Here is a 19,506-nt window from a genome sequence, read left to right as displayed (position 1 = left end):
CGAAGACCATGCCTGTCACGAAAACACGCCGGAGCCGGCACACCGGCATCACCCTGTCGCGTCGTGCGGGCATGGTCTTCGTGCTTCCCGCGCTCATCCTGTTCGTCATCTTCATCCTGTATCCCCTCGTCACGGCGCTCAGCTACTCGCTGTTCGACTGGACGGGGATCGTGCGCGGCGACTTCTCCGTGCTCGACAACTACGTGACGATCTTCACGCAGCTGCCCTACAAGGATGCGATTCCGAACGCCTTCGTGCACAACATCCTGCTGTTCGTGGGTGCGATGGTCTTCCAGAACACGATCGGCCTCGGGCTGGCGGTGCTGCTGCACCGGGTGCGCCGATTCAAGCGGTTCTTCCAGACCGTCTACACCCTTCCCTACCTGGTGTCGCCGCTCGTGGTCGGCTACCTCTGGTCGCTGATGCTGTCGCCGCTGTTCGGCCCGGTCAACGCGATCCTCAAGGGTGTCGGGCTGGACGCGCTCGCCCAGCCCTGGCTCGGCAACCCGACCACCGCGATCTGGGTCGTGGTGTTCGTCACGGCGTGGCAATGGGTCGGGTTCCCTGTGCTGCTCTACGGGGCGGCGCTCGGCGGCATTCCGGATGAGATCGACGAGGCGGCCTCGCTCGACGGCGCCTCGTCGTGGCAGCGCTTCCGCGACATCACCGGTCCGTTGCTGCTGCCGGCCATCGGCACGGTGAGCGTGCTCACCTTCATCGGGGCCATGGAGGCGTTCGCTATTCCCTACGCCCTCGGCGGCTCGGCCGGCAACCCGGCCGGGGCCACCGACGTGCTGAGCCTGCTCTTCTACCGCACGGCCTTCGAGTCGGGCTCGTCGAACGCCATCGGCACCTCCTCGGCGATCGCCACCCTGTTGTTCCTGTTCATCTTCGGAGTCGCCCTCCTCATGACCTGGCTGATGCGCCGCGCCGAAAGAAGGCTCTACTGATGACCGCCACGACCTCTCGCCCCGTGGGCAAGCGCCTCACCCTCGGTTCCTTCCTCGGCTCCGGATTCCTCTGGCTCTACGCCCTGATCGCCATCGCGCCGCTCGTGCTGATGGTGCTGAACAGCTTCCGCACCATGCCCGAGATGGCCAAGAGCCCCCTCGGCCTGCCGCTGGAGCCCTCGCTCACGAGCTATCAGAAGGCGTGGATCACCGCCGACTTCCAGACCTATTTCTTCAACTCGATCTTCGTCACCGTGGCGTCGGTGCTGCTCTCCACGGCCGTCTCGCTGCTCGCGGCCTACGCCTTCGCCCGCACCAAGTCGCGCATCTTCACCCTGCTGGAAGGCACCTTCCTGTCAGGCCTGATGCTCCCGGTGTACCTCGCGATCCTGCCGCTGTTCTTCCTGCTCGACAGCCTCGGCATGGTGAGCAACCTGTGGAGCCTGATCCTCGTCTACGCGGCCCTCGGCATCCCGTTCTCCACCTTTGTGCTCACCGGGTTCTTCCGGCAGCTGCCGATCGAACTCGACGAGGCGGCGAAGCTCGACGGCGCCGGATCATTCACCACCTTCCTCCGCGTGCATCTACCGCTCGTGCGTCCCGCGATCGCGACGGTGATCGTGTTCCGCTTCGTGCCGGTGTGGAACGACTTCTTCTACCCGCTCATCCTCATCCGCGACCAGAAGGCCTACACTCTGCCGGTGGGCATCACGCGGTTCTTCGGGGAGTACCAGACCGACTGGGCGACGTTGTTCGCGGGGCTCACACTCGCCACGATCCCGTTGGTCGTGCTCTTCCTGCTCGCCACCAAGCAGATCGTCTCGGGACTCACGGCGGGCATGAGCAAGTGACGTCGGGCGCCGCGGCGGTCCCGGGCTGGGTGCTCGGCGTCGACGTCGGTGGCAGCGGCAGCCGCGTCGCTCTGGCCCCGGTCCGAGACAGCAGCGCGACAGGCAGCCCGGATTCCGGGCACGGCGGGATGCGCGTGCTGCACGGGTCGCGGGTCGGGATCGCCTCCCGGGGGAGCAGCATTCCGGAGGTCGTCGACGCGCTGCTCGATCGCGCTGCGGCGGAATGGCCGGGGGAGTGGGCCTCCGTCGCGGCGATCGCTGTCGGCGCGACCGGAGCGTTCACGTTGATCGACGACCCGCACGCGGTGGTGCGCGCGATCGCCGCGCGCCGGCCCGGGGCCGTCGCCGCGCTCGCGACGGATGCCGTGACCGCCCACCTCGGCGCGCTCGCCGGCTCAGCGGGCGCGGTGGTGGCCGTGGGCACCGGATCGGTGGCGCTCGGCACCGACCTGGGATCGGTCTGGCGCCGGGTCGACGGATGGGGTCACCTGCTCGGCGACCGCGGCGCCGGTTCCTGGATCGGCCGGGAGGGCCTCGAGGCCGCGATGCGTCAGTTCGACGGCGTATCCACCGACGGCGGAGCGCTCCTCGCCGCGGCGGTCGAGTCGTTCGGGGCACCCGAGACCTGGCCCTCCCAGCTCTACACGCGCAACGACCGCGCGGGGGTCCTCGGCTCCTTCGCCGGCCGCGTGGACGCCCTGGCCGGGGAGGGCGACCCGGCTGCCGTGCGCATCATGACGGATGCGGGCCGGGAGGTGGCGCGCACTCTCGTGGCGGCACTCGACCCGCGGCTCCCGCGGGTCGCCTCGGCGGTCGGCGGCGTCTTCGCCGCACCCGCCGCATCCACTCCCGACCCAGGCGCGGCAGCGACAGCACATCTCGGCGCTCCATCCGCCGCGTCCATCCCCCAACCCGCTCCCGCCGCGCCTGGGGCAGGAGCGGCGTCTCGAGGGGCCACGGGAGCGTTCACCGAGGCGTTCGCGGCCGCCGTGCGGGAGGCGCATCCGCCGATCGAGCTGCGCCCACCCGCCGGCACCCCGCTCGACGGCGCCATCCGCCTCGCCCGCCTTCTCGTGTCTCCCACCCCGCCCTCCGGGCACCCCGAGCACCTTTGGCTCGCCCTTCCCGCCCTCTGAACCCCGCCGACCACCCCTGACCCCCGCCGAGACTTCACCTTCCGCGCGAAACTCCGCACACAGCGCGGAAAGTGACGTCTCGGTGAGGGGCTCGACGCACGAAAGGCACGCGATGGAGATCATCATCACCGACACACCCGACGAGGTCGCGCGGGTTGCGGCCGACATCATCGCGGGGGTGGTGCGGTCGCGGCCCGATGCCGTGCTCGGCGTGGCCACCGGGTCGTCGCCCGGAGCCACCTACCAGCGCCTCGCCGAGCTCTCGGCGCCGTCGGCACCCGGGCGCGTCGACTTCTCGGCCGTCACCGTGTTCGCGCTCGACGAGTACGTGGGCCTGCCCGCGGGCCACCCCGAGAGCTACGCGGCGGTGGTCAGCCGGGAGATCGTGCGGCCGCTCGGCATCGATCCGGCCAACGCTCACGTGCCCGACGGCGCCGCGGCCGACGCCGACGCCGCGGCGGCTGCTTACGACGCCGCGATCGCCGGTGCCGGCGGCATCGAGCTGCAGCTGCTCGGCATCGGCCGCAACGGGCATGTCGGCTTCAACGAGCCGAGCTCCTCGCTCAGCTCCCGCACCCGCGTGAAGACCCTGGCGCCGCAGACCCGTGCCGACAACGCCCGCTTCTTCGACTCTCCCGACCAGGTGCCCGTGCACTGCATCACGCAGGGCCTCGGCACCATCGGCGACGCACGGCGCCTCCTCCTCGTGGCCCAGGGGGCTGAGAAGGCGGATGCGATCGCGCACGCCGTCGAGGGACCGCTCTCGAGCCGCTGGCCGGCCTCCATCCTGCAGCTGCACCGGCACGCCACGGTCGTGGTCGACGAGGCCGCAGCCTCCGGCCTTGCCCTCGCCGACTACTACCGCTCGGTGCAGGAGTTCAAGCCCCGAGTCGCGTGAGGCGAGCTGCGTGCCACGAGATCGGTCGAAGCTCGACCTCATCCGAAAGGATCAGCCGCCGCTGCTCTCAAGCACCCCGCCCCGCTCGGCGTGACCAGTTTTTGCGCAAATAGCGAGGACCGACCCCTATAGCGCGCCGGTCCTCGCTATTTGCGCAAAAACTAGTCAGTACGCGACCGCGATGAGTCCGAACCCGAGTCGGCGCAATGGACTCAGCGGAAGATGATGGTGCGGGCGCCGTCGAGGAGCACGCGGTCTTCGGCGAACCACTTCACCGCCTGGGTGAGCGTGCGGCTCTCTTCATCCTGACCGATCGCCACCAGCTCGGCGGGCGTGCGCGTGTGGTCGACGCGCACCACGTTCTGCTCGATGATCGGGCCCTCGTCGAGGTCGCTGGTGACGAAGTGCGCCGTGGCGCCGATCAGCTTCACACCGCGGGCGTGCGCCTGCTTGTAGGGGTTCGCGCCCTTGAACCCGGGCAGGAAGGAGTGGTGGATGTTGATCAGCCGACCCGCGAGCCGCTCGCAGAGCTCGGGCGAGATGATCTGCATGTAGCGCGCCAGCACCACGAGCTCGATGTCGTGCTCGTCGACCGCGTCGATCACGCGCTGTTCGAAGGCCGCCTTGGAGGCGGCATCCGTCACCGGCAGCGACTCGAACGGCACGTCGTAGAACCCGGCCAGGTCGCGCAGCGATCCGTGGTTCGAGAGCACCAGCGGGATCTGCACCGGCAGCTGTCCGGCACGCTGACGGAACAGCAGGTCGTTGAGGCAGTGCGCCGCCGTCGACACCAGCACCAGGGTGCGGAGCGGGCGACCCACCACGTCGAGCCGCCAGGTCATGTCATAGCGCTCGACCACGGGCGCCAGCGCCGCCTCGAACTCGCCGCGGGATGCCTCCGACTCCACCTGCAGGCGCATGAAGAAGCGCCCCGTGTCGGCCGAGGAGAACTGCTGGCTCTCGGTGATGTTGCCGCCGGAGGCGACGACGGCGCCGCTCACCGCGTGCACGATCCCAGGCAGGTCGGCGCACACGAACGTGAGCACCCAGTGATTGTGCGGCAGCGCCATGCAACTCTCCTCATGTCCGGACCCCTTGCCCACGGGTTCCCCTGAGCTACACTAGTCAGTGGATGAGCGGATATCGTTCGTCCTCGGGCATGTACGAAGGCGAACCGGTTCGCGGGCTCTCTGTTCCGCCACGGTTCGTCAGGTCGTCAGGTAGGCGCGGCGTCGAAACCGCAGGGGCCTCCTCTGTCCGCCGTTTTCGAGTTGTCTTCGAATAGGTGTGCACTCCGTGACCACAACTTTGCCTCAGACGGGCGCTGCGCCCGTCGTGAAACGCTTCCCCTGGGGCGGCCTGATCGTTCTCGCAGTCGCCGTCTTCCTCTCGGTGACCGCCGAGATGATCCCGACCGGGCTGCTGCCCGAGATGAGCAGCTCGCTCGGCGTCTCCGAATCGCAGACCGGCCTGCTGATCAGCGTCTTCGCGTTCGCCGTGGTGCTCACGAGCGTTCCGCTGACCTTCCTGTTCCGCCGGATTCCGCGGCATCTGCTGCTCATGCTGGTGCTCGTGGCGATCGCGATCTCCAGCACCGTCGGCGGGCTCGCCCCGAACTTCGAGGTGCTGGTGGGCGCTCGTGTCGTCGGCGGCATGGCGCACGGCGTGTTCTGGGGCGTCGTGGGCGCCTACTCCGCGCACCTCGTGCCGCGCGACCAGATCGGCCGCGCCGTGGCCATCACCACCGGTGGCGGCACGCTCGCCTTCGTGCTGGGCGTTCCGCTCGCCACGGCCGTCGGTCACGCCTGGGGCTGGCGCGTGCCGTTCTTCGGCATCGGTGCGCTGGCGCTCCTCGGCGCCGTCTTCATCCTGTTGCTGCTGCCGCGGGTCGACCACCGCAAGCACCTCGCACCCTCGACCGACACCCGGGCGCTCCGGGTCGCCCGGCGCCACGCACCGCTCGACCCCACCATCCCCGTGGTCGCCCTCATCTGCATCCTGGTCGCGGTGATCATGATCGGCAACTACGCGTTCTACACCTACATCGCTCCCTTCATGATCGGCCAGATGGGTGTGCCCGAGGGCCAGGTAGGGCTGCTCCTGCTGGTGTACGGCGGCGCCGGTGCGATCGGCGTCTTCGCCGCCGGTGCGGTGTTCGGCCGCCGGCCCACCACGGGGCTCGTGGTCGCACTGGCCGCGACCGGTGTCTCGGTGCTGCTGCTCGCGGTGTTCGCCGCGAACCCCGTGGTGGCCATCGGCGCGTTCTTCGTCTGGGGCGTGGCGTTCGGTGTCGTGCCGACGCTGCTGCCCACGCGTCTGATGCACGCGGCGTCGCCGGAGATCCGCGACACGTCGAGCGCGTTCTATTCCTCCGCCTTCAATGCTGGCATCGGCATCGGGGCGCTGGTCGGCTCCCTCTTCCTCGACTCGCTGGGACTGACCTCGCTGCCGTGGATCTACCTGATCGCGCTCGTGCTCGCCGGCGGGCTGCTCGCCGCGACCCCGGCACTCACTCGCCGAGCACGGCGCGTCTGAGGTAAGCTGACTCGCGTCGCAACTGGCGTATCAGATGGTCACCATCGGGAAGCGACGGACAGGGATTCGGCCGCGCGCCTGGGTCGATACGGATTCCGAACTCATCATCAGTCCGTCACGCCGAAAAGGAGCCAGTCTTGTCCGACACCTTCAATTCTCCGCTGTCTGAGGTCGATCCCGAGATCGCCGAGGTGCTGCAGCTCGAGCTCGACCGCCAGCGCGGCACGCTCGAGATGATCGCCTCCGAGAACTTCGTGCCCCGCGCCGTTCTCGAGAGCCAGGGCTCCGTGCTCACCAACAAGTACGCCGAGGGCTACCCCGGCCGGCGCTACTACGGCGGCTGCGAGTTCGTCGACATCGCCGAGCAGCTCGCCATCGACCGCGCGAAGTCGCTGTTCGGCGCCGAGTACGCGAACGTGCAGCCGCACTCCGGCGCCACCGCGAACGCGGCCGTGCTGAGTGCCATCGCGACGCCGGGCGACACCATCCTGGGCCTCGAGCTGGCACACGGCGGGCACCTGACCCACGGCATGAAGCTCAACTTCTCCGGCAAGCTCTACAACGCCGTCTCCTACGGCGTCGACCCCGAGACCTTCCTGGTCGACATGAACGTGGTGCGCGACAAGGCGCTGCAGCACAAGCCGCAGGTCATCATCGCCGGCTGGTCGGCCTACCCGCGCCAGCTCGACTTCGCGGCCTTCCGTGCCATCGCCGACGAGGTCGGCGCCAAGCTCTGGGTCGACATGGCGCACTTCGCCGGTCTCGTGGCGGCGGGCCTGCATCCCTCTCCCGTGCCCTTCGCCGACGTGGTGTCGTCGACCGTGCACAAGACCATCGGCGGCCCGCGCTCCGGCTTCATCGTGAGCCGCGACATGGAGCTCGCGAAGAAGCTCAACTCCAACGTCTTCCCCGGCCAGCAGGGCGGACCGCTGATGCACGTCATCGCCGCCAAGGCCACCGCATTCAAGCTCGCCGCCACCGACGAGTTCAAGGACCGCCAGGTGCGCACCCTCTCGGGCGCCCGCATCCTGGCCGATCGCCTCACCTCCGACGACACGCGGGAGGCCGGCGTCGACGTGCTCACCGGCGGCACCGACGTGCACCTCGTGCTCGCCGACCTGCGCACCTCGGAGCTCGACGGCCAGCAGGCCGAAGACATCCTGCACGAGGTGGGCATCACCGTGAACCGCAACGCCGTGCCGTTCGACCCGCGCCCCCCGATGGTGACCTCGGGCCTGCGCATCGGCACGCCCGCCCTCGCCACCCGCGGCTTCGGCGACGTGGAGTTCACCGAGGTCGCCGACATCATCGCCACGGCCCTCAAGCCGGCTCCGGATGTCACGGCGCTCCGCACCCGCGTGCTCGAGCTCACGGCGGCCTTCCCGCTCTACCCGGGCCTCGAGCAGTGGTAGCGGTCCGTCTCGACGGCGTCGCCACGGCCACGGCCCTCAAGGCCGAGATCCGCGAGCGGGTCGCCGCGTTGCGCGAGCGCGGCGTCGTTCCGGGGCTCGGCACACTGCTCGTGGGAGACGATCCCGGGTCGATCTCTTACGTCGCGGGCAAGCACCGCGACTGCGCCGAGGTGGGCATCGAGTCGATCCGTGTCGACCTGCCGGCCACCGCGAGCGAGCCGGACGTGCGCGACGCGATCGCAGCCCTGAACGCCGACCCGTCGGTCACGGGTTACATCGTGCAGCTGCCGCTGCCGAACGGCATCGACGAGAACGCGATGCTCGAACTGATCGACCCGGCGAAGGATGCCGACGGTCTGCACCCGACGAACCTCGGCCGCCTCGTGCTGGGCGTCGAGGGCGAGCTCACCTCGCCGTTGCCGTGCACGCCGGCCGGCATCGTCGAGATGCTCACCCGCTACGGCGTGAGCCTGCCGGGCAAGCATGTCGTCGTGGTCGGTCGCGGTCTCACCGTGGGCCGCCCGCTCGGGCTGCTGCTCACCCGCAAGGGCATCGACGCCACGGTCACGCTCACCCACTCCCGCACCGTGGACCTCGCCGCCGAGGTGCGGCGAGCGGATGTCGTCGTGGCCGCGGTGGGTGTGCCCGGCCTCATCCAGCCCGACTGGGTGAAGCCCGGTGCGGCGGTGCTCGACGTGGGCATCACCCGCATCGTGAACGAGGAGACCGGCAAGGCGCGACTCGTGGGCGACGTCGATCCCGGCGTGGCGGAGGTCGCGGGGTTCTTGTCGCCGGTTCCCGGTGGGGTGGGGCCGATGACTCGGGCGATGTTGTTGGCGAACGTTGTGGAAGAGGCGGAGCGGCAGGCTCGCTGACGTTCTGGATTGCCTCTAGCGGGCAGGCGGGGCGGCGGGTTTCACCTCCCGCCTAAGGGTTGAGCGGAGCTCAAAGGCGGCGGGAGGCAAAACCCGCCGCCCCGCCTGCCCTATCGGGCGGCGGGTAGGGTTGAAGCGTGCGCGCACCCACGGGAGATCAGTACTCGCTTCGCTTCGATGGTGAAGGTCGAGTGGTGACCGCCATCGTCACCCAGGTGGCTGCGGGGATTCGTGCGCTAGAGGTGGACGGGGTGGCGCTCGTTGAGACGTTTTCCGAGGCATCCACTCCGCCGGGGGCGGCGGGGATCGTGTTGGTGCCGTGGCCGAATCGGGTGGCGGGCGGACGGTGGACGCTGGCCGGCGCGGCGCAGCAGCTCGACATCACGGAGCCGAAGCAGGGGAACGCCATTCACGGGCTGCTGCGATCGACGGGGTATCGGTTGCTCGAACGGGAGCCGCATCGGGTGTTGCAGGGAGCGACCGTCTATCCGCAGCACGGCTATCCGTTCCTGCTCGAGACCACCGTCGAGCACCGGCTCACGGCCGACGGGATGACGGTGACCCACACCATCCTCAACGAGAGCGATCAGGCGGCACCGGTCGCCGTCGGCGCGCATCCGTATCTCGCGATCGGCGACCTGCCCGTGGGGGAACTGACGCTCACGATCGACGCGAGCACGCGTTTCCTCACCGACGACAAGCAGATCCCCGTCTCCGAAGAAGACGTGGCGGGCACCGATTTCGACCTCACGCAGGGGCGCCGGGTCGCTGGCCTCACGATCGACCACGGCTTCGGTGGGGTCGCGACGCACGACGGCCGCAGCGTGCAGCGACTCGAGGCCCCCGACGGCCGCCGTGTGGAGCTCTGGGCCGACGACAGCTTCGGCTACGTGCAGGTGTTCACCCCGCAGAACTTCGCCGCTCCCGACGGCCCGCGTCCGGCGGTGGCGATCGAGCCGATGACCGCGCCGGCCGACGCCTTCAACTCGGGCCAGGGGCTGCGCTGGCTGCGACCGGGGGAGCGGTGGGAACTCGCCTGGGGCATCCGCTACGTCGCTCCCTGAGTGGGCTGAGCGAGCCCGCGCACAGAAAGACCCCCGCCCAGCCGGTGCTGACTGAGCGGGGGTCTTCAGTGGAAATCATCCCTACCTGAGCACCATTTTACGCCCGCTTCGCCCCTGTGTGAAGGGGCGTCTCAGTGCGCGACGGTGACGGCGCGGATGGTGACGACGAGCACGATCAGCGCGATCATGAACATCACGCCCACGGCGCCGAGCACGATTCCGGCGATGGCGAGTCCGCGCCCCATGCCCATCCGTCGCGCCTTGCTCAGTCCGGCGAATCCGAACGCCACCGCGAGCACGCTCGGCAGAAAGAGCACGTTGAAGCCGATCGACACGATGCCGAACACGAGCGAGGCCGTGGCGTAGCCGTTGCGGCTGTCGGCCGGGTCGACGGCTCGCGGCGCGAAGTCGTCGGTCCAGCGATAGCCGTCCCACCAGCGGAGCACATCGGTCGCTTCGGGGTCGGGGTACCAGCCCGGACCGATCCGGCCCTGCGGGAGAAGGCTCATGTCTTCGAATGTACCTCGATCAGCTGACCGTTCGATCCGGCAGGCGGCCCTGCCTCAGTCGAGTCCCCAGAACGGCCCGTCGAGGCCCACGCTGCGGAAATAGGCGGCCGCCGTCTGCGGATCGCGGCGGGTGTACGGGGTGTCCAGCCGGCCCTCGTACCAGTGCGCCGCGAGCCGCCAGAGGGTGTCGAGCGTCATCGTGTAGCCCTGCTCGAGCTTCTCGTGGGCGAGCCACTCGGCGACGCAGTCGGTGCTGCAGAAGATGCTCTGGTGCGCGCAGGTGTGCACCACGTCGTCCCAGATGTGGGCCGTGGGCACGAGGAAGTGGGCCACCTGGGTGCCGGCGGGAGGCGCATCCCGCCCCACCGTCCAGGCGTGCGCGGTGCCGCAGTTCGGGCAGGTGGTGGCCACCAGCACCTCCGGGGCGTCGGGCACGAGGTGCGGGATGGCGAAGGAGTCCCACGCGCACCCGCCCCACCAGAGCGTGTCGGGCCCCATCACCGAGAACCCGAGCGGGATCGACGCGAACGGATGCGCCATCAGGATGCGCCGCTCGGCGTCGAGCACCACGTGCCGCTCGGTCGCCAGACGGTCGAACGCCGCCGCGACGAGCGCCGGCTCCTGGCCGAGCGCCGTCGCCAGCTCGTCGACCGTGGAGGCCGCCCCGGTCGCCGCGAACCGCGTGTAGATCGCGTGCCGCACCTCCTCGGCGAACTCTGATGAGATGGTTTCTGACGACATCGTTTTTATCCTCACTACACGGCCGCGCTGCCCGTTCCCATGATGCGAGGATAGCTCATTCGTCGACCAGCGCCGAGGCGAACTGCGAGTTGTAGAGGGCGTAGTACGCGCCCTCGGCGGCCAGCAGCTCGGCGTGTGTGCCCTGCTCCACGATGCTGCCCGACTCCATCACCAGGATGAGGTCGGCGTCGCGGATGGTGGAGAGGCGGTGCGCGATCACGAAGCTCGTGCGGTCGGCCCGCAGCGCCGACATCGCCTTCTGCACCAGCTGCTCGGTGCGCGTGTCGACCGACGAGGTGGCCTCGTCGAGGATGAGCACGCTCGGCTTGGCGAGGAAGGCCCGCGCGATGGTGAGCAGCTGCTTCTCGCCGGCGGAGACGTTCGACGCCTCGTCGTCGAGCACCGTGTCGTAGCCGTCGGGCAGCGAGTGCACGAAGCGGTCGACGTAGGTGGCGCGGGCGGCGTCGAGGATCTCCTCCTCCGTGGCATCCGGCCGGCCGTAGGCGATGTTGTCGCGGATGGTGCCGCCGAAGAGCCAGGTGTCCTGCAGCACCATGCCGGTGCGGGAACGCAGGTCGCGCCGGGTCATCTGCGCGATGTCGACGCCGTCGAGCGTGATACGCCCGGCATCCAGCTCGTAGAACCGCATGATGAGGTTCACCAGCGTGGTCTTGCCGGCCCCCGTCGGGCCGACGATCGCGACGGTCTGCCCGGGTTCGGCCACCAGTGACAGGTCGGTGATGAGCGGCTTGTCCTCGGTGTAACGGAACGAGACGTTCTCGAACACCAGGCGGCCGCGCGAGTCGGCCGGGGTCTCGGCCGGGGAGGCATCCGGGGTCTGCTCCTCGGCGTCCAGCAGCTCGAAGACCCGCTCCGCCGAGGCGACGCCCGACTGCAGCAGGTTCACCATCGACCCGAGCTGGGTGAGCGGCTGGGTGAACTGACGGGAGTACTGGATGAAGGCCTGCACCGCACCGATACTCAGGGCGCCCGAGGCGACCTGCAACCCGCCGACCACGGCGATCACGACGTAGATGAGGTTTCCGACGAACATCATGGCCGGCATGATGATGCCCGACACGAACTGCGCGCCGAAGCTGGCCTTGTAGAGCTGCTCGTTCTTCTCGGTGAAGGTCTGTTCGGTCTCCCGCTGACGGCCGAACACCTTCACCAGGGCGTGACCGGTGAAGTTCTCCTCCACCTGAGCGTTGAGCGCGCCGGTGTGCGCCCACTGGGCCACGAAGAGCTTCTGCGAGCGTTTCGCGATGACCGCGGTGATGCCGATGGTGAGCGGGATGGTGACCAGCGAGATCACGGCGAGCAGCGGGGAGGTGACGAACATCATCACCAGCACGCCGACGACCGTGAGCACGGAGGTGAGCATCTGGCTGAGCGTCTGCTGCAGGCTCTGCGCCACGTTGTCCATGTCGTTCGTGACACGGCTGAGCAGTTCGCCGCGTTGCATCTTGTCGAAGTAGGCCAGCGGCAGCCGGTTGATCTTCGCCTCGACCTCCTCGCGCAGACGGTAGACGGTGCTCTGCACGATGGTGTTGAGCACGCGGCCCTGCAGCCAGGCGAAGACGGATGCCGCGACGTAGAGCACGAGCACGATGCCCAGCACCATGGCCAACGCGTCGAAATCGATGCCCTGGCCCGGGGTGAGGGCGATGCCGCTCAGCAGGTCGGCCTGCTGCGTCTGTCCACTCGCGCGCAGCTGGTCGATCAGCTGCTGCTTCGTCATGTCGGCGGGCAGCGTCTGCCCGATCGCGCCGGCGAAGATGAGGTTCGTTGCCTGGCCGAGCAGCCACGGCCCGAGCACGGTGAACACCACGCTGATGACGCCGAGGGCGATCACCGCGATCACGGCGACGCGGTGTGGGCTGAGCCGGCGGATGAGGCGCTTGGCCGACGGGCCGAAGGTCATCGACTTCTCGGTGGGCATGCCGATCCCACCGAAGGGTCCGCCACCGCGGCCTCCGGGGCCGCCGCGGCCGGGCGTGCCCGCAGGAGGACCGGCCGGGCGAGGCGCGGACTTCGGTGTGGTCTGGGTGCCGCTCATGCTGCCTCCTCCGCGGTGAGCTGCGACGACACGATCTCGTTGTAGGTCTCCGAGGTCTCGAGCAGTTCTTCATGAGTGCCGCGGCCGACGATCTCGCCGTCCTCCAGCACGATGATCTGGTCGGCGTCGATGATGGTCGACACCCGCTGGGCCACGATCACCATCGTGGCGCCCACCACCTTCGTGCGCAGCGCCTGTCTCAACCGCGCATCGGTCGCCAGGTCGAGCGCCGAGAAGGAGTCGTCGAAGACGTAGATCTCGGGCTGCTTGACGAGAGCGCGGGCGATGGCGAGCCGTTGCCGCTGGCCGCCCGACACCGTGGTGCCGCCCTGGGCGATCGGGGCGTCGAGCTGCCCTTCCATCGCCGACACGAAGTCTTTCGCCTGGGCGATCTCGAGGGCGTGCCAGAGGTCGTCGTCGGTGGCGTCGGGGTTGCCGTAGCGGAGGTTCGAGGCCACGGTGCCCGAGAAGAGGTAGGGCTTCTGCGGCACCAGGCCGATCCGCCCCCACAGCAGATCGGGATCGAGCTCCCGAACATCGACGCCGTCGATCAGCACGGAGCCGCCGGTGACGTCGAACAGGCGCGGGAGCAGGTTCACGAGAGTGGTCTTCCCCGATCCGGTGCTGCCGATCACGGCCAGGGTCTGACCGGGCTCGACGGTGATGTCGAGGTTGCGCAGCACCGGCTGTTCGGCGCCGGGATAGGTGAACGAGGCGTCGCGCAACTCGATCGTGCCGTGTCGCTTCAGCTCGCGCACGGGGTTCGCAGGCAGCACCACCGAGGAGTCCGTGTCGAGCACCTCGGTGATGCGGTCGGCGCAGACGGAGGCGCGGGGGATCATCATGGCCATGAAGGTCGCCATCATGATGGCGATCAAGATCTGCACCAGGTAGCTGAGGAAGGCGATCAGCGTGCCCACCTGCATCGATCCGGAGTCGATGCGGAACGCACCGAACCAGATCACGGCGACGCTCGAGACGTTGAGGATGAGCATGACGGTCGGGAACATCAGCGCCAGCAGACGCCCGGCGCGGAGGGCCGAATCGGTGACGTCGTGGTTCGCCTTCGCGAAGCGCGCGGTCTCGACGTCTTCGCGCACGAACGCACGCACCACGCGGATGCCGGTGAGCTGCTCGCGCAGCACACGGTTGACCGCGTCGATGCGGGTCTGCATCTTGCGGAACTGCGGCACCATGCGCACGATGATGAGGCCCAGCGAGACGAGCAGCACCGGCACGGCGACGGCGATGATCCACGACATCTGCACGTCTTGCTGGAGGGCCAGCACCACGCCGCCGATCGCGAGGATGGGCGCCGAGACGAGCAGGGTGAAGGTCATCAGGGCGAGCATCTGCACCTGTTGCACGTCGTTCGTGGAGCGGGTGATGAGCGACGGGGCGCCGAAGGCGGAGACCTCGCGCTCGCTGAACTCGCTCACGCGGTGGAAGATGGCGCCGCGGAGGTCGCGGCCGATGGCCATGGCGGCGCGGGCCCCGAAGTAGGTGGCGGTGATCGCGGCGGCGACCTGCACCAGGGTGATGAGGAGCATCCACCCGCCCGTCGACATGATGTACGCCGTGTCGCCCTTGGCGACCCCGTCGTCGATGATGTCGGCGTTCAGCGTGGGCAGGTACAGCGAGGCGATGGACTGGATGAGTTGGAACAGCACCACGGCGGCGACGAGCCAGCCGTAGGGCTTCATGAAGCGCCCGAGCAGGCGGAGGAGGGTCATTCGGATTCTTCTTTCATGATTCCGTGAACGATGATCTGGGCGAGTTCTTCGCTGGTGAACGGGGTGTCGACCTCGTTGATCTGCGGGATGGCGCTGGAGAAGCCGACGAGACGGATGAAGTGGGTGATGCGGCGGGGGGAGAGCGCGAGACGCTCGGCCTCCGGGGCGAAGATCTGGGCCATGATCTCGCCCGCCCGGTCTTCTTCGGGCCGGGGCGGTGGTTCCTGACGGCCGAGTGCGGCCATGATCCGCATCACACCGCGCAGGCGGGTGCGGAAGATGTCGATCACCTGCGCGATCTTCGACTCCAACGAGTCGTCGGGATCGATGCCCCGGAGCCCGCTGCGCACGTACTCCGGATCGAAGAACTTCTCGGCGGCCGCCCGGATGAGGGTGTCTTTGTCGCCGAAGGCGCGGAACACGGTGCCCTCGGCGATTCCGGCCGCCTCGGCGATCTGCTTCGAGGTGATGTCGGCGCCCTGCTCGAGCAGGAGCGGGATGACGGCGTCGAGGATCATCGCGCGACGGTCTTCGATCGGGAGGGCAGGGGCGCGCCGCGTCGCGTCGGCGGTTCCGGTCAGTTCATCGGTGCTGCTCACGAGGGGAGACATTACCTGAGTGAGCACTCACTCGCAAGGGATCAGTCGATCGAATTCGCCCAGATTCCCGACCTCCTTCGTCCAACCCCTTCTGCTGATTGGGGATTGGTTTCCTCTCGGTCAAGCTCCAGTCCGGGGCTCTGGATGCATCCGTCGATCCCGCTGCGCTTCCGCTTCTCCGGCAGCCGGCCCCCGGCCATCAACCGGGCCTGGATCGGCCTCATTCTCGCCGCCGCCAACCGCGGTGATCTCCGCATCATGCCGGAGTCCGGGATGATCGACGCCGACTGAGGCCTCCGCGCTGCGCGTGCGAGGATCGTAGGGCAGGAGGTCTCATGCCCTACGAACTCACATCCTCACCGATCGCCACGCACGATGCCTTGCAGGCGCTCCTCGGCCGGCCCGTCGAGCGGGTGCGCAACAAGGCGCGCTCGCGGCTCGACGAGATCGACAGGGTGTGGCTGGCCGGATCGCCGCTGTGCTTCGTGGCGACCTCCGACGCATCCGGTCGCTGCGACGTGTCGCCGAAGGGCGACCCGGCCGGGCTTGCCCACGTGCTCGACGACACCACCGTCGTGCTCCCGGAGCGGCCGGGCAACCGCCGTGCCGACAGTCTCCACAACGTGATCGACAACCCGCACGCGGGGCTGATCTTCCTCATCCCCGGGCGCGGCGACACGCTGCGCATCAACGGGCGGGCGCGGATCGCGGTCGACGAGCCGTTCTTCGACGACCTCGTCGTGAAGGGGCATCGACCGCAGCTCGCGCTCGTGGTCGACGTGAAGGAGGTCTACTACCACTGCTCGAAGGCGTTCCTGCGGTCGGCGGCGTGGGAGCCGGAGTCGTGGGACGCATCCGTCGCCCCATCGCGCGCACGGATCGCGCAGGCGCTCGAGCGGCCGGATGACTCGATCGAGGTGCTCGAGGAGTACTACGGCCCGCGCTACGCCGAGTCGATCTACGAGAGCGGTGCGCCGATAAGCTCGGAGGTGTGAGTGCTGAGCAACGGATGCCGGAACCGACGCGTCGCCGTCGGCGCTGGGTGGTGCCGGTGTTCGTCGCGGTCGCCGTGCTGCTGTACGTGGTGGTGGTGCTGCTCTACGCCCGGAGCGGCCGGGACACGACGATCGAAGCGGAACCCGGCGACCTCGACGCCGTGACCGTTCTCATGCAGCCGAGTGCCGTGAACGGCGTCGGCGAGCTCATCGTGATGAAGACGGCGGTCAACGCACCCGACCACTTGCTGGAGGACGGCGGACCGACGGTCAGCGACGATCTCGGGGTCATCATCACTCCCGTCGACGGAGACCAGACGATCGACATCGCCAAGGGCACCATCCCGCCCACGAGTACCATGTCGATCTTCAGCGAGGGAACGATCGAGGACTGGCCGCTCGACCGCTATCACACCCAATTCGCTGTGGTCGCCTTCATCACCGTGGACGGTGCGAAGAAGCTGTTGCCGACCCACGTGCAGATCGCCGGCGGTGTGCCGGGCTGGAATCTCTCCGGCTTCCTCACCGTCGTTCCCGAGGTCGGCGTCATTCCGCTCGACGACGGCACGACCGAGCCGATTCCCGTGGTCGATCTCACCGCCAGCCGTTCCGGGAGCACGCTGGCGTTCGGGGTGTTGCTGCTCGGGCTGCTGGTGGTGATGCCCACACTCGTGCTCTTCGTGGCCATCACGGCGTTCCGGGGCAAGCGCAAGGTCGAGGCGTCGTTCATGAGCTGGATGGGCGCGATGCTCTTCGCGACCATCCCGTTGCGCACCTTCCTGCCCGGCTCGCCGCCGATCGGGTCGTGGATCGACTTCCTCATCGTGCTCTGGGTCATCGTCGGCTTGATCACGGGTCTCGCCATCTACGTCGCGGCCTGGATGCGCTGGGGCACGCCGGCGACGCGCACCCCGGAGTCGAGCTGACAGGACGTGCCGCCCGTGACGCCGGTGAAGGGGTCGGGGCGGGCACCGGAGGGGGTCCTCGGCTTCCGAGGTACAGTGCATAGGTGAGTGCCAGCGAGATCGAACGGACGCGGGTTCCGCGGCGCCGCGACGCCCAGGAGCGCCGGCACAGACTCATCGTCGCGGCCCAGCGCGAGTTCGCCGCCCGAGGCGTGGATGCCTCCTTGGAGAGGATCGCTCGCGAGGCCGATGTGGCCATCGGAACGCTGTATCGCCACTTCCCGACGCGCCTGGATCTGCTTCTGGCCGCCCTGGAGCCACGAGTCCGGGAATTCCTCGACGGCTCCGAGAAGGCTTTGCAGATCGATGACCCGTGGGGCGCGTTCGTCTCCTACTTGGAGAATCTGTTCCGCGTCCAGGCCGGAGATCGAGGTTTCAACGACTTCCTCTCCCGCCGCTTCCCCGGCAGCGAGGAGACCGAGCGCATCCACGACGAGATGTGTCGGCAGATCGACGACGTGCTCACCCGGGCTCAGAAAGCCGGCGCGGTGCGGGCCGACATCACCCTGGCCGACATCGTCAACCTCATCTGGTCGAACGGCCGGATGATCGACGCCACGAGCACCACCGCGCCGAATGCGTGGCGGCGACAACTCTTCCTCATGCTCGACGCCTACCGGGCCGAGGCGGCGCATGCGATCCCGGAGCCGCCGATGAGCGAGAAACAGCTCTACGACGCGATGGTGCACCTCAGCACAGCGGACTAGGCGGCGGCAGGGTCGGAGGCATCCGGTGACCGTGCCGGAACCGGTCAATGAGGCGACCTGGATGTCGGACGTCGCCACGAACAGGGCACGCAGCCGCTCCTGCAGTGAGCCGGGCGCGTCGAGGGCCTCCAGCCACTCGCCGCGCAGGTCTCGGTCACGCCGATGGAGTTCGTATGGCCGCGGAGTCGCCGGCGGCCAGGTCGTCGACGTCGGCGCCGACCTCGGAGACCACTCCGGCGAATTCGTGCGACGGGATGATCGGGGTGCGGTCGACGCCGCCGGATTCCGAGGTCGCGAGCCAGGTCGGCTCGGCGAAGGCTAAGGCGATGGCGTGGCAGCCGCGCGCACGGCCGCGACGCCCTCGTCAGGCGACGGACGCCGCGCGCATCCGGCCGCGAATCACCTGGATTCGGACAGATCTCGAGCCACCGCGCAGCGGCGTGCGGCTAGCGGAGCCGCGCGATACGGGCGGTGAGTTCCTCGTAGAACGGATCGGCGTCGACGTCGCGGCAGTAGAAGACGTTGCGCGGCAGGTCGGTGATCTGCCAGTAGTCGGCGACGAGCATGCCCATCGTCAGCTCGCTGCCGGTCTCCACCCGGGCGTTGACGAGACGGCCGTGGAAGAACTCCGGGTGCAGCAAGTACATCGGCACCACCGGACCGTGCAGGGGCGCGCCGTCCCACCCATACTTGTCGAGGTCGAAGGTCTCCGAGAAGGTCAGCAGCTGGTCGACGGCCCGCCCGCACTCGTTGCCGATCGCCGAGAACGCGTCGAGGCGCGCCCGGGTGTTGCGCAGCTGGTGGGTCACGTCGAGCGGCAGCATCACGATGGGCACTCCGCTGCCGAGTACGATCGCGGCGGCGTGCGGGTCGACGTAGATGTTGAACTCCGCCGCCGGCGTGATGTTGCCGACCTCGAAGTAGGCCCCGGCCATCATCACGATCTCGGCGATGTGCCCGGCGATGTCGGGCGCCTCCGTGAGGGCCACCGCGAGCGTGGTCATGCTGGAGAACTGCGCGATGGTCACCGATCGCGGCGGCGCGGCGCGGAGCATCCGGATGATGGCTGCGACGCCCGGCTCGGCTTCGGGCCGGCCCAGGACGGGTGCAAAGGTGTAGCCGTCGAGTCCGGTGTCGCCGTGCACATGGGCGGCCGTGACGAGTGGACGGAGGAGGGGCTGGGGCACGCCCTTGTAGACCGGGACGCCGGTCACGCCGGCCAGCTCGAGCACTTTGAACACGTTCTCGACGGTGTTGTCGAGTGTCGTGTTGCCCGCGCTCGCCACGATGCCGAGCACCCGGAAGTCGTCGGGCGACGCGAAGATCGAGAGCAGCGCGACGGCCTGCTCCTGCCCCGGGTCGGTGATGCAGATGAGGTCGCGCACGGTGCGCCCTTTCGTCGGATGCCGAGACGTCACTTTCCGCGGATACCGGAGCATCGTGGCGCGGAAAGTGACGTCTCGGTGGAGGTGGATGA

20 protein-coding genes and 1 riboswitch are annotated in these 19,506 nt (G+C 68.8%); of the genes, 12 read left to right on the top strand and 8 right to left on the bottom strand.

Annotated elements, in window-relative coordinates; translation table 11 throughout:
- The first annotated feature begins 8 nt into the window (after positions 1 to 8).
- From BLW00_RS00620 to nagB, 4 genes are all read left to right on the top strand, one after another.
- Positions 9 to 950 carry a carbohydrate ABC transporter permease gene (locus BLW00_RS00620; RefSeq protein ID WP_092547778.1) on the top strand — a complete coding sequence of 314 codons (942 nt, stop codon included), beginning with the start codon at positions 9 to 11 and terminating at the stop codon, positions 948 to 950.
- Entirely contained in the window at positions 950 to 1,801 is an 852-nt protein-coding gene (locus tag BLW00_RS00615) for a carbohydrate ABC transporter permease (RefSeq protein ID WP_092547776.1), read from the top strand. The genes BLW00_RS00620 and BLW00_RS00615 overlap by 1 nt, the downstream gene beginning before the upstream one ends.
- Complete coding sequence (locus BLW00_RS00610) at positions 1,798 to 2,937, top strand: N-acetylglucosamine kinase (RefSeq protein WP_175494069.1); 1,140 nt, start codon at positions 1,798 to 1,800, stop codon at positions 2,935 to 2,937. Before BLW00_RS00615 ends, BLW00_RS00610 begins: the two co-directional genes overlap by 4 nt.
- 112 nt (positions 2,938 to 3,049) lie before the next feature.
- Positions 3,050 to 3,835 (top strand): glucosamine-6-phosphate deaminase, encoded by a 786-nt coding sequence (gene nagB, locus BLW00_RS00605; protein WP_092547771.1) that lies wholly within the window; start codon positions 3,050 to 3,052, stop codon positions 3,833 to 3,835.
- Between the two features lie 212 nt (positions 3,836 to 4,047).
- Here the strand turns inward: nagB and purU are convergent, their stop codons facing one another.
- Positions 4,048 to 4,905 carry a formyltetrahydrofolate deformylase gene (gene purU / locus BLW00_RS00600; RefSeq protein WP_092547769.1) on the bottom strand — a complete coding sequence of 286 codons (858 nt, stop codon included), beginning with the start codon at positions 4,903 to 4,905 and terminating at the stop codon, positions 4,048 to 4,050.
- Between the two features lie 226 nt (positions 4,906 to 5,131).
- Between purU and BLW00_RS00595 the strand changes: the two genes are divergently transcribed.
- The 4 genes from BLW00_RS00595 (at position 5,132) to BLW00_RS00580 (ending at position 9,721) form a co-directional block, all read left to right on the top strand.
- Positions 5,132 to 6,370 carry an MFS transporter gene (locus tag BLW00_RS00595; protein WP_245741172.1) on the top strand — a complete coding sequence of 413 codons (1,239 nt, stop codon included), beginning with the start codon at positions 5,132 to 5,134 and terminating at the stop codon, positions 6,368 to 6,370.
- 8 nt (positions 6,371 to 6,378) lie between these two features.
- Positions 6,379 to 6,461, top strand: a riboswitch (ZMP/ZTP riboswitch).
- Positions 6,462 to 6,507: 46 nt separating this feature from the next.
- Positions 6,508 to 7,782: a serine hydroxymethyltransferase gene (glyA, locus tag BLW00_RS00590; RefSeq protein WP_092547767.1), complete on the top strand. Its 1,275-nt coding sequence runs from the start codon at positions 6,508 to 6,510 to the stop codon at positions 7,780 to 7,782.
- Positions 7,776 to 8,657: a bifunctional methylenetetrahydrofolate dehydrogenase/methenyltetrahydrofolate cyclohydrolase gene (locus BLW00_RS00585; protein WP_092547765.1), complete on the top strand. Its 882-nt coding sequence runs from the start codon at positions 7,776 to 7,778 to the stop codon at positions 8,655 to 8,657. The genes glyA and BLW00_RS00585 overlap by 7 nt, the downstream gene beginning before the upstream one ends.
- 137 nt (positions 8,658 to 8,794) lie before the next feature.
- Positions 8,795 to 9,721 carry an aldose 1-epimerase family protein gene (locus tag BLW00_RS00580; protein ID WP_092547761.1) on the top strand — a complete coding sequence of 309 codons (927 nt, stop codon included), beginning with the start codon at positions 8,795 to 8,797 and terminating at the stop codon, positions 9,719 to 9,721.
- Positions 9,722 to 9,852: 131 nt separating this feature from the next.
- Here BLW00_RS00580 and BLW00_RS00575 read toward each other — a convergent pair whose 3' ends face one another.
- Genes BLW00_RS00575 through BLW00_RS00555 form a run of 5 tightly spaced genes read right to left on the bottom strand, consistent with a single transcriptional unit; the run spans position 9,853 to position 15,362 of the window.
- Positions 9,853 to 10,230, bottom strand: coding sequence for a DUF4190 domain-containing protein (locus BLW00_RS00575; protein WP_092547758.1), 378 nt, complete (start codon positions 10,228 to 10,230; stop codon positions 9,853 to 9,855).
- Between the two features lie 54 nt (positions 10,231 to 10,284).
- Entirely contained in the window at positions 10,285 to 10,971 is a 687-nt protein-coding gene (merB, locus tag BLW00_RS00570) for an organomercurial lyase (RefSeq protein ID WP_092547757.1), read from the bottom strand.
- Positions 10,972 to 11,026: 55 nt separating this feature from the next.
- Positions 11,027 to 13,030, bottom strand: coding sequence for an ABC transporter ATP-binding protein (locus tag BLW00_RS00565; RefSeq protein ID WP_092547756.1), 2,004 nt, complete (start codon positions 13,028 to 13,030; stop codon positions 11,027 to 11,029).
- Positions 13,027 to 14,763, bottom strand: a complete 1,737-nt coding sequence (locus BLW00_RS00560) for an ABC transporter ATP-binding protein (RefSeq protein WP_092547755.1) — start codon at positions 14,761 to 14,763, stop codon at positions 13,027 to 13,029. Before BLW00_RS00560 ends, BLW00_RS00565 begins: the two co-directional genes overlap by 4 nt.
- On the bottom strand, positions 14,760 to 15,362 hold the full coding sequence (locus BLW00_RS00555; protein WP_245741171.1) for a TetR/AcrR family transcriptional regulator: 603 nt from the start codon (positions 15,360 to 15,362) through the stop codon (positions 14,760 to 14,762). Before BLW00_RS00555 ends, BLW00_RS00560 begins: the two co-directional genes overlap by 4 nt.
- A 105-nt stretch (positions 15,363 to 15,467) precedes the next feature.
- Between BLW00_RS00555 and BLW00_RS23225 the strand changes: the two genes are divergently transcribed.
- The 4 genes from BLW00_RS23225 (at position 15,468) to BLW00_RS00540 (ending at position 18,029) form a co-directional block, all read left to right on the top strand.
- The gene (locus BLW00_RS23225; RefSeq protein WP_456077561.1) at positions 15,468 to 15,653 is read left to right on the top strand and encodes a DUF7882 family protein; all 186 of its coding nucleotides are present in this window, start codon (positions 15,468 to 15,470) and stop codon (positions 15,651 to 15,653) included.
- Between the two features lie 44 nt (positions 15,654 to 15,697).
- The gene (locus BLW00_RS00550; protein WP_092547751.1) at positions 15,698 to 16,357 is read left to right on the top strand and encodes an MSMEG_1061 family FMN-dependent PPOX-type flavoprotein; all 660 of its coding nucleotides are present in this window, start codon (positions 15,698 to 15,700) and stop codon (positions 16,355 to 16,357) included.
- Positions 16,354 to 17,283 (top strand): DUF4436 family protein, encoded by a 930-nt coding sequence (locus BLW00_RS00545; protein ID WP_139256562.1) that lies wholly within the window; start codon positions 16,354 to 16,356, stop codon positions 17,281 to 17,283. The genes BLW00_RS00550 and BLW00_RS00545 overlap by 4 nt, the downstream gene beginning before the upstream one ends.
- Before the next feature lie 83 nt (positions 17,284 to 17,366).
- Entirely contained in the window at positions 17,367 to 18,029 is a 663-nt protein-coding gene (locus tag BLW00_RS00540; RefSeq protein WP_092547746.1) for a TetR/AcrR family transcriptional regulator, read from the top strand.
- Positions 18,030 to 18,183: 154 nt separating this feature from the next.
- Here BLW00_RS00540 and BLW00_RS24340 read toward each other — a convergent pair whose 3' ends face one another.
- Complete coding sequence (locus BLW00_RS24340; RefSeq protein ID WP_092551732.1) at positions 18,184 to 18,357, bottom strand: alcohol dehydrogenase catalytic domain-containing protein; 174 nt, start codon at positions 18,355 to 18,357, stop codon at positions 18,184 to 18,186.
- Positions 18,358 to 18,475: 118 nt separating this feature from the next.
- Complete coding sequence (locus BLW00_RS00530; RefSeq protein WP_217634260.1) at positions 18,476 to 19,414, bottom strand: nucleoside hydrolase; 939 nt, start codon at positions 19,412 to 19,414, stop codon at positions 18,476 to 18,478.
- Positions 19,415 to 19,506: the final 92 nt, after the last annotated feature.

The organism is Herbiconiux ginsengi, assembly GCF_900107435.1.
Taxonomy (GTDB): Bacteria; Actinomycetota; Actinomycetes; order Actinomycetales; family Microbacteriaceae; genus Herbiconiux; species Herbiconiux ginsengi.
This window is presented reverse-complemented; position numbering and strand designations above follow the sequence as displayed.

Excerpts from the sequence above, each read along its gene's own strand:
- BLW00_RS00620 (WP_092547778.1), top strand. The coding sequence starts at position 9 with ATGCCTGTCACGAAAACACGCCGGAGCCGGCACACCGGCATCACCCTG.
- BLW00_RS00615 (WP_092547776.1), top strand. The coding sequence starts at position 950 with ATGACCGCCACGACCTCTCGCCCCGTGGGCAAGCGCCTCACCCTCGGT.
- nagB (WP_092547771.1), top strand. The coding sequence starts at position 3,050 with ATGGAGATCATCATCACCGACACACCCGACGAGGTCGCGCGGGTTGCG.
- purU (WP_092547769.1), bottom strand. The coding sequence starts at position 4,905 with ATGGCGCTGCCGCACAATCACTGGGTGCTCACGTTCGTGTGCGCCGAC.
- BLW00_RS00575 (WP_092547758.1), bottom strand. The coding sequence starts at position 10,230 with ATGAGCCTTCTCCCGCAGGGCCGGATCGGTCCGGGCTGGTACCCCGAC.
- merB (WP_092547757.1), bottom strand. The coding sequence starts at position 10,971 with ATGTCGTCAGAAACCATCTCATCAGAGTTCGCCGAGGAGGTGCGGCAC.
- BLW00_RS00565 (WP_092547756.1), bottom strand. The coding sequence starts at position 13,030 with ATGAGCGGCACCCAGACCACACCGAAGTCCGCGCCTCGCCCGGCCGGT.
- BLW00_RS00560 (WP_092547755.1), bottom strand. The coding sequence starts at position 14,763 with ATGACCCTCCTCCGCCTGCTCGGGCGCTTCATGAAGCCCTACGGCTGG.
- BLW00_RS00550 (WP_092547751.1), top strand. The coding sequence starts at position 15,698 with ATGCCCTACGAACTCACATCCTCACCGATCGCCACGCACGATGCCTTG.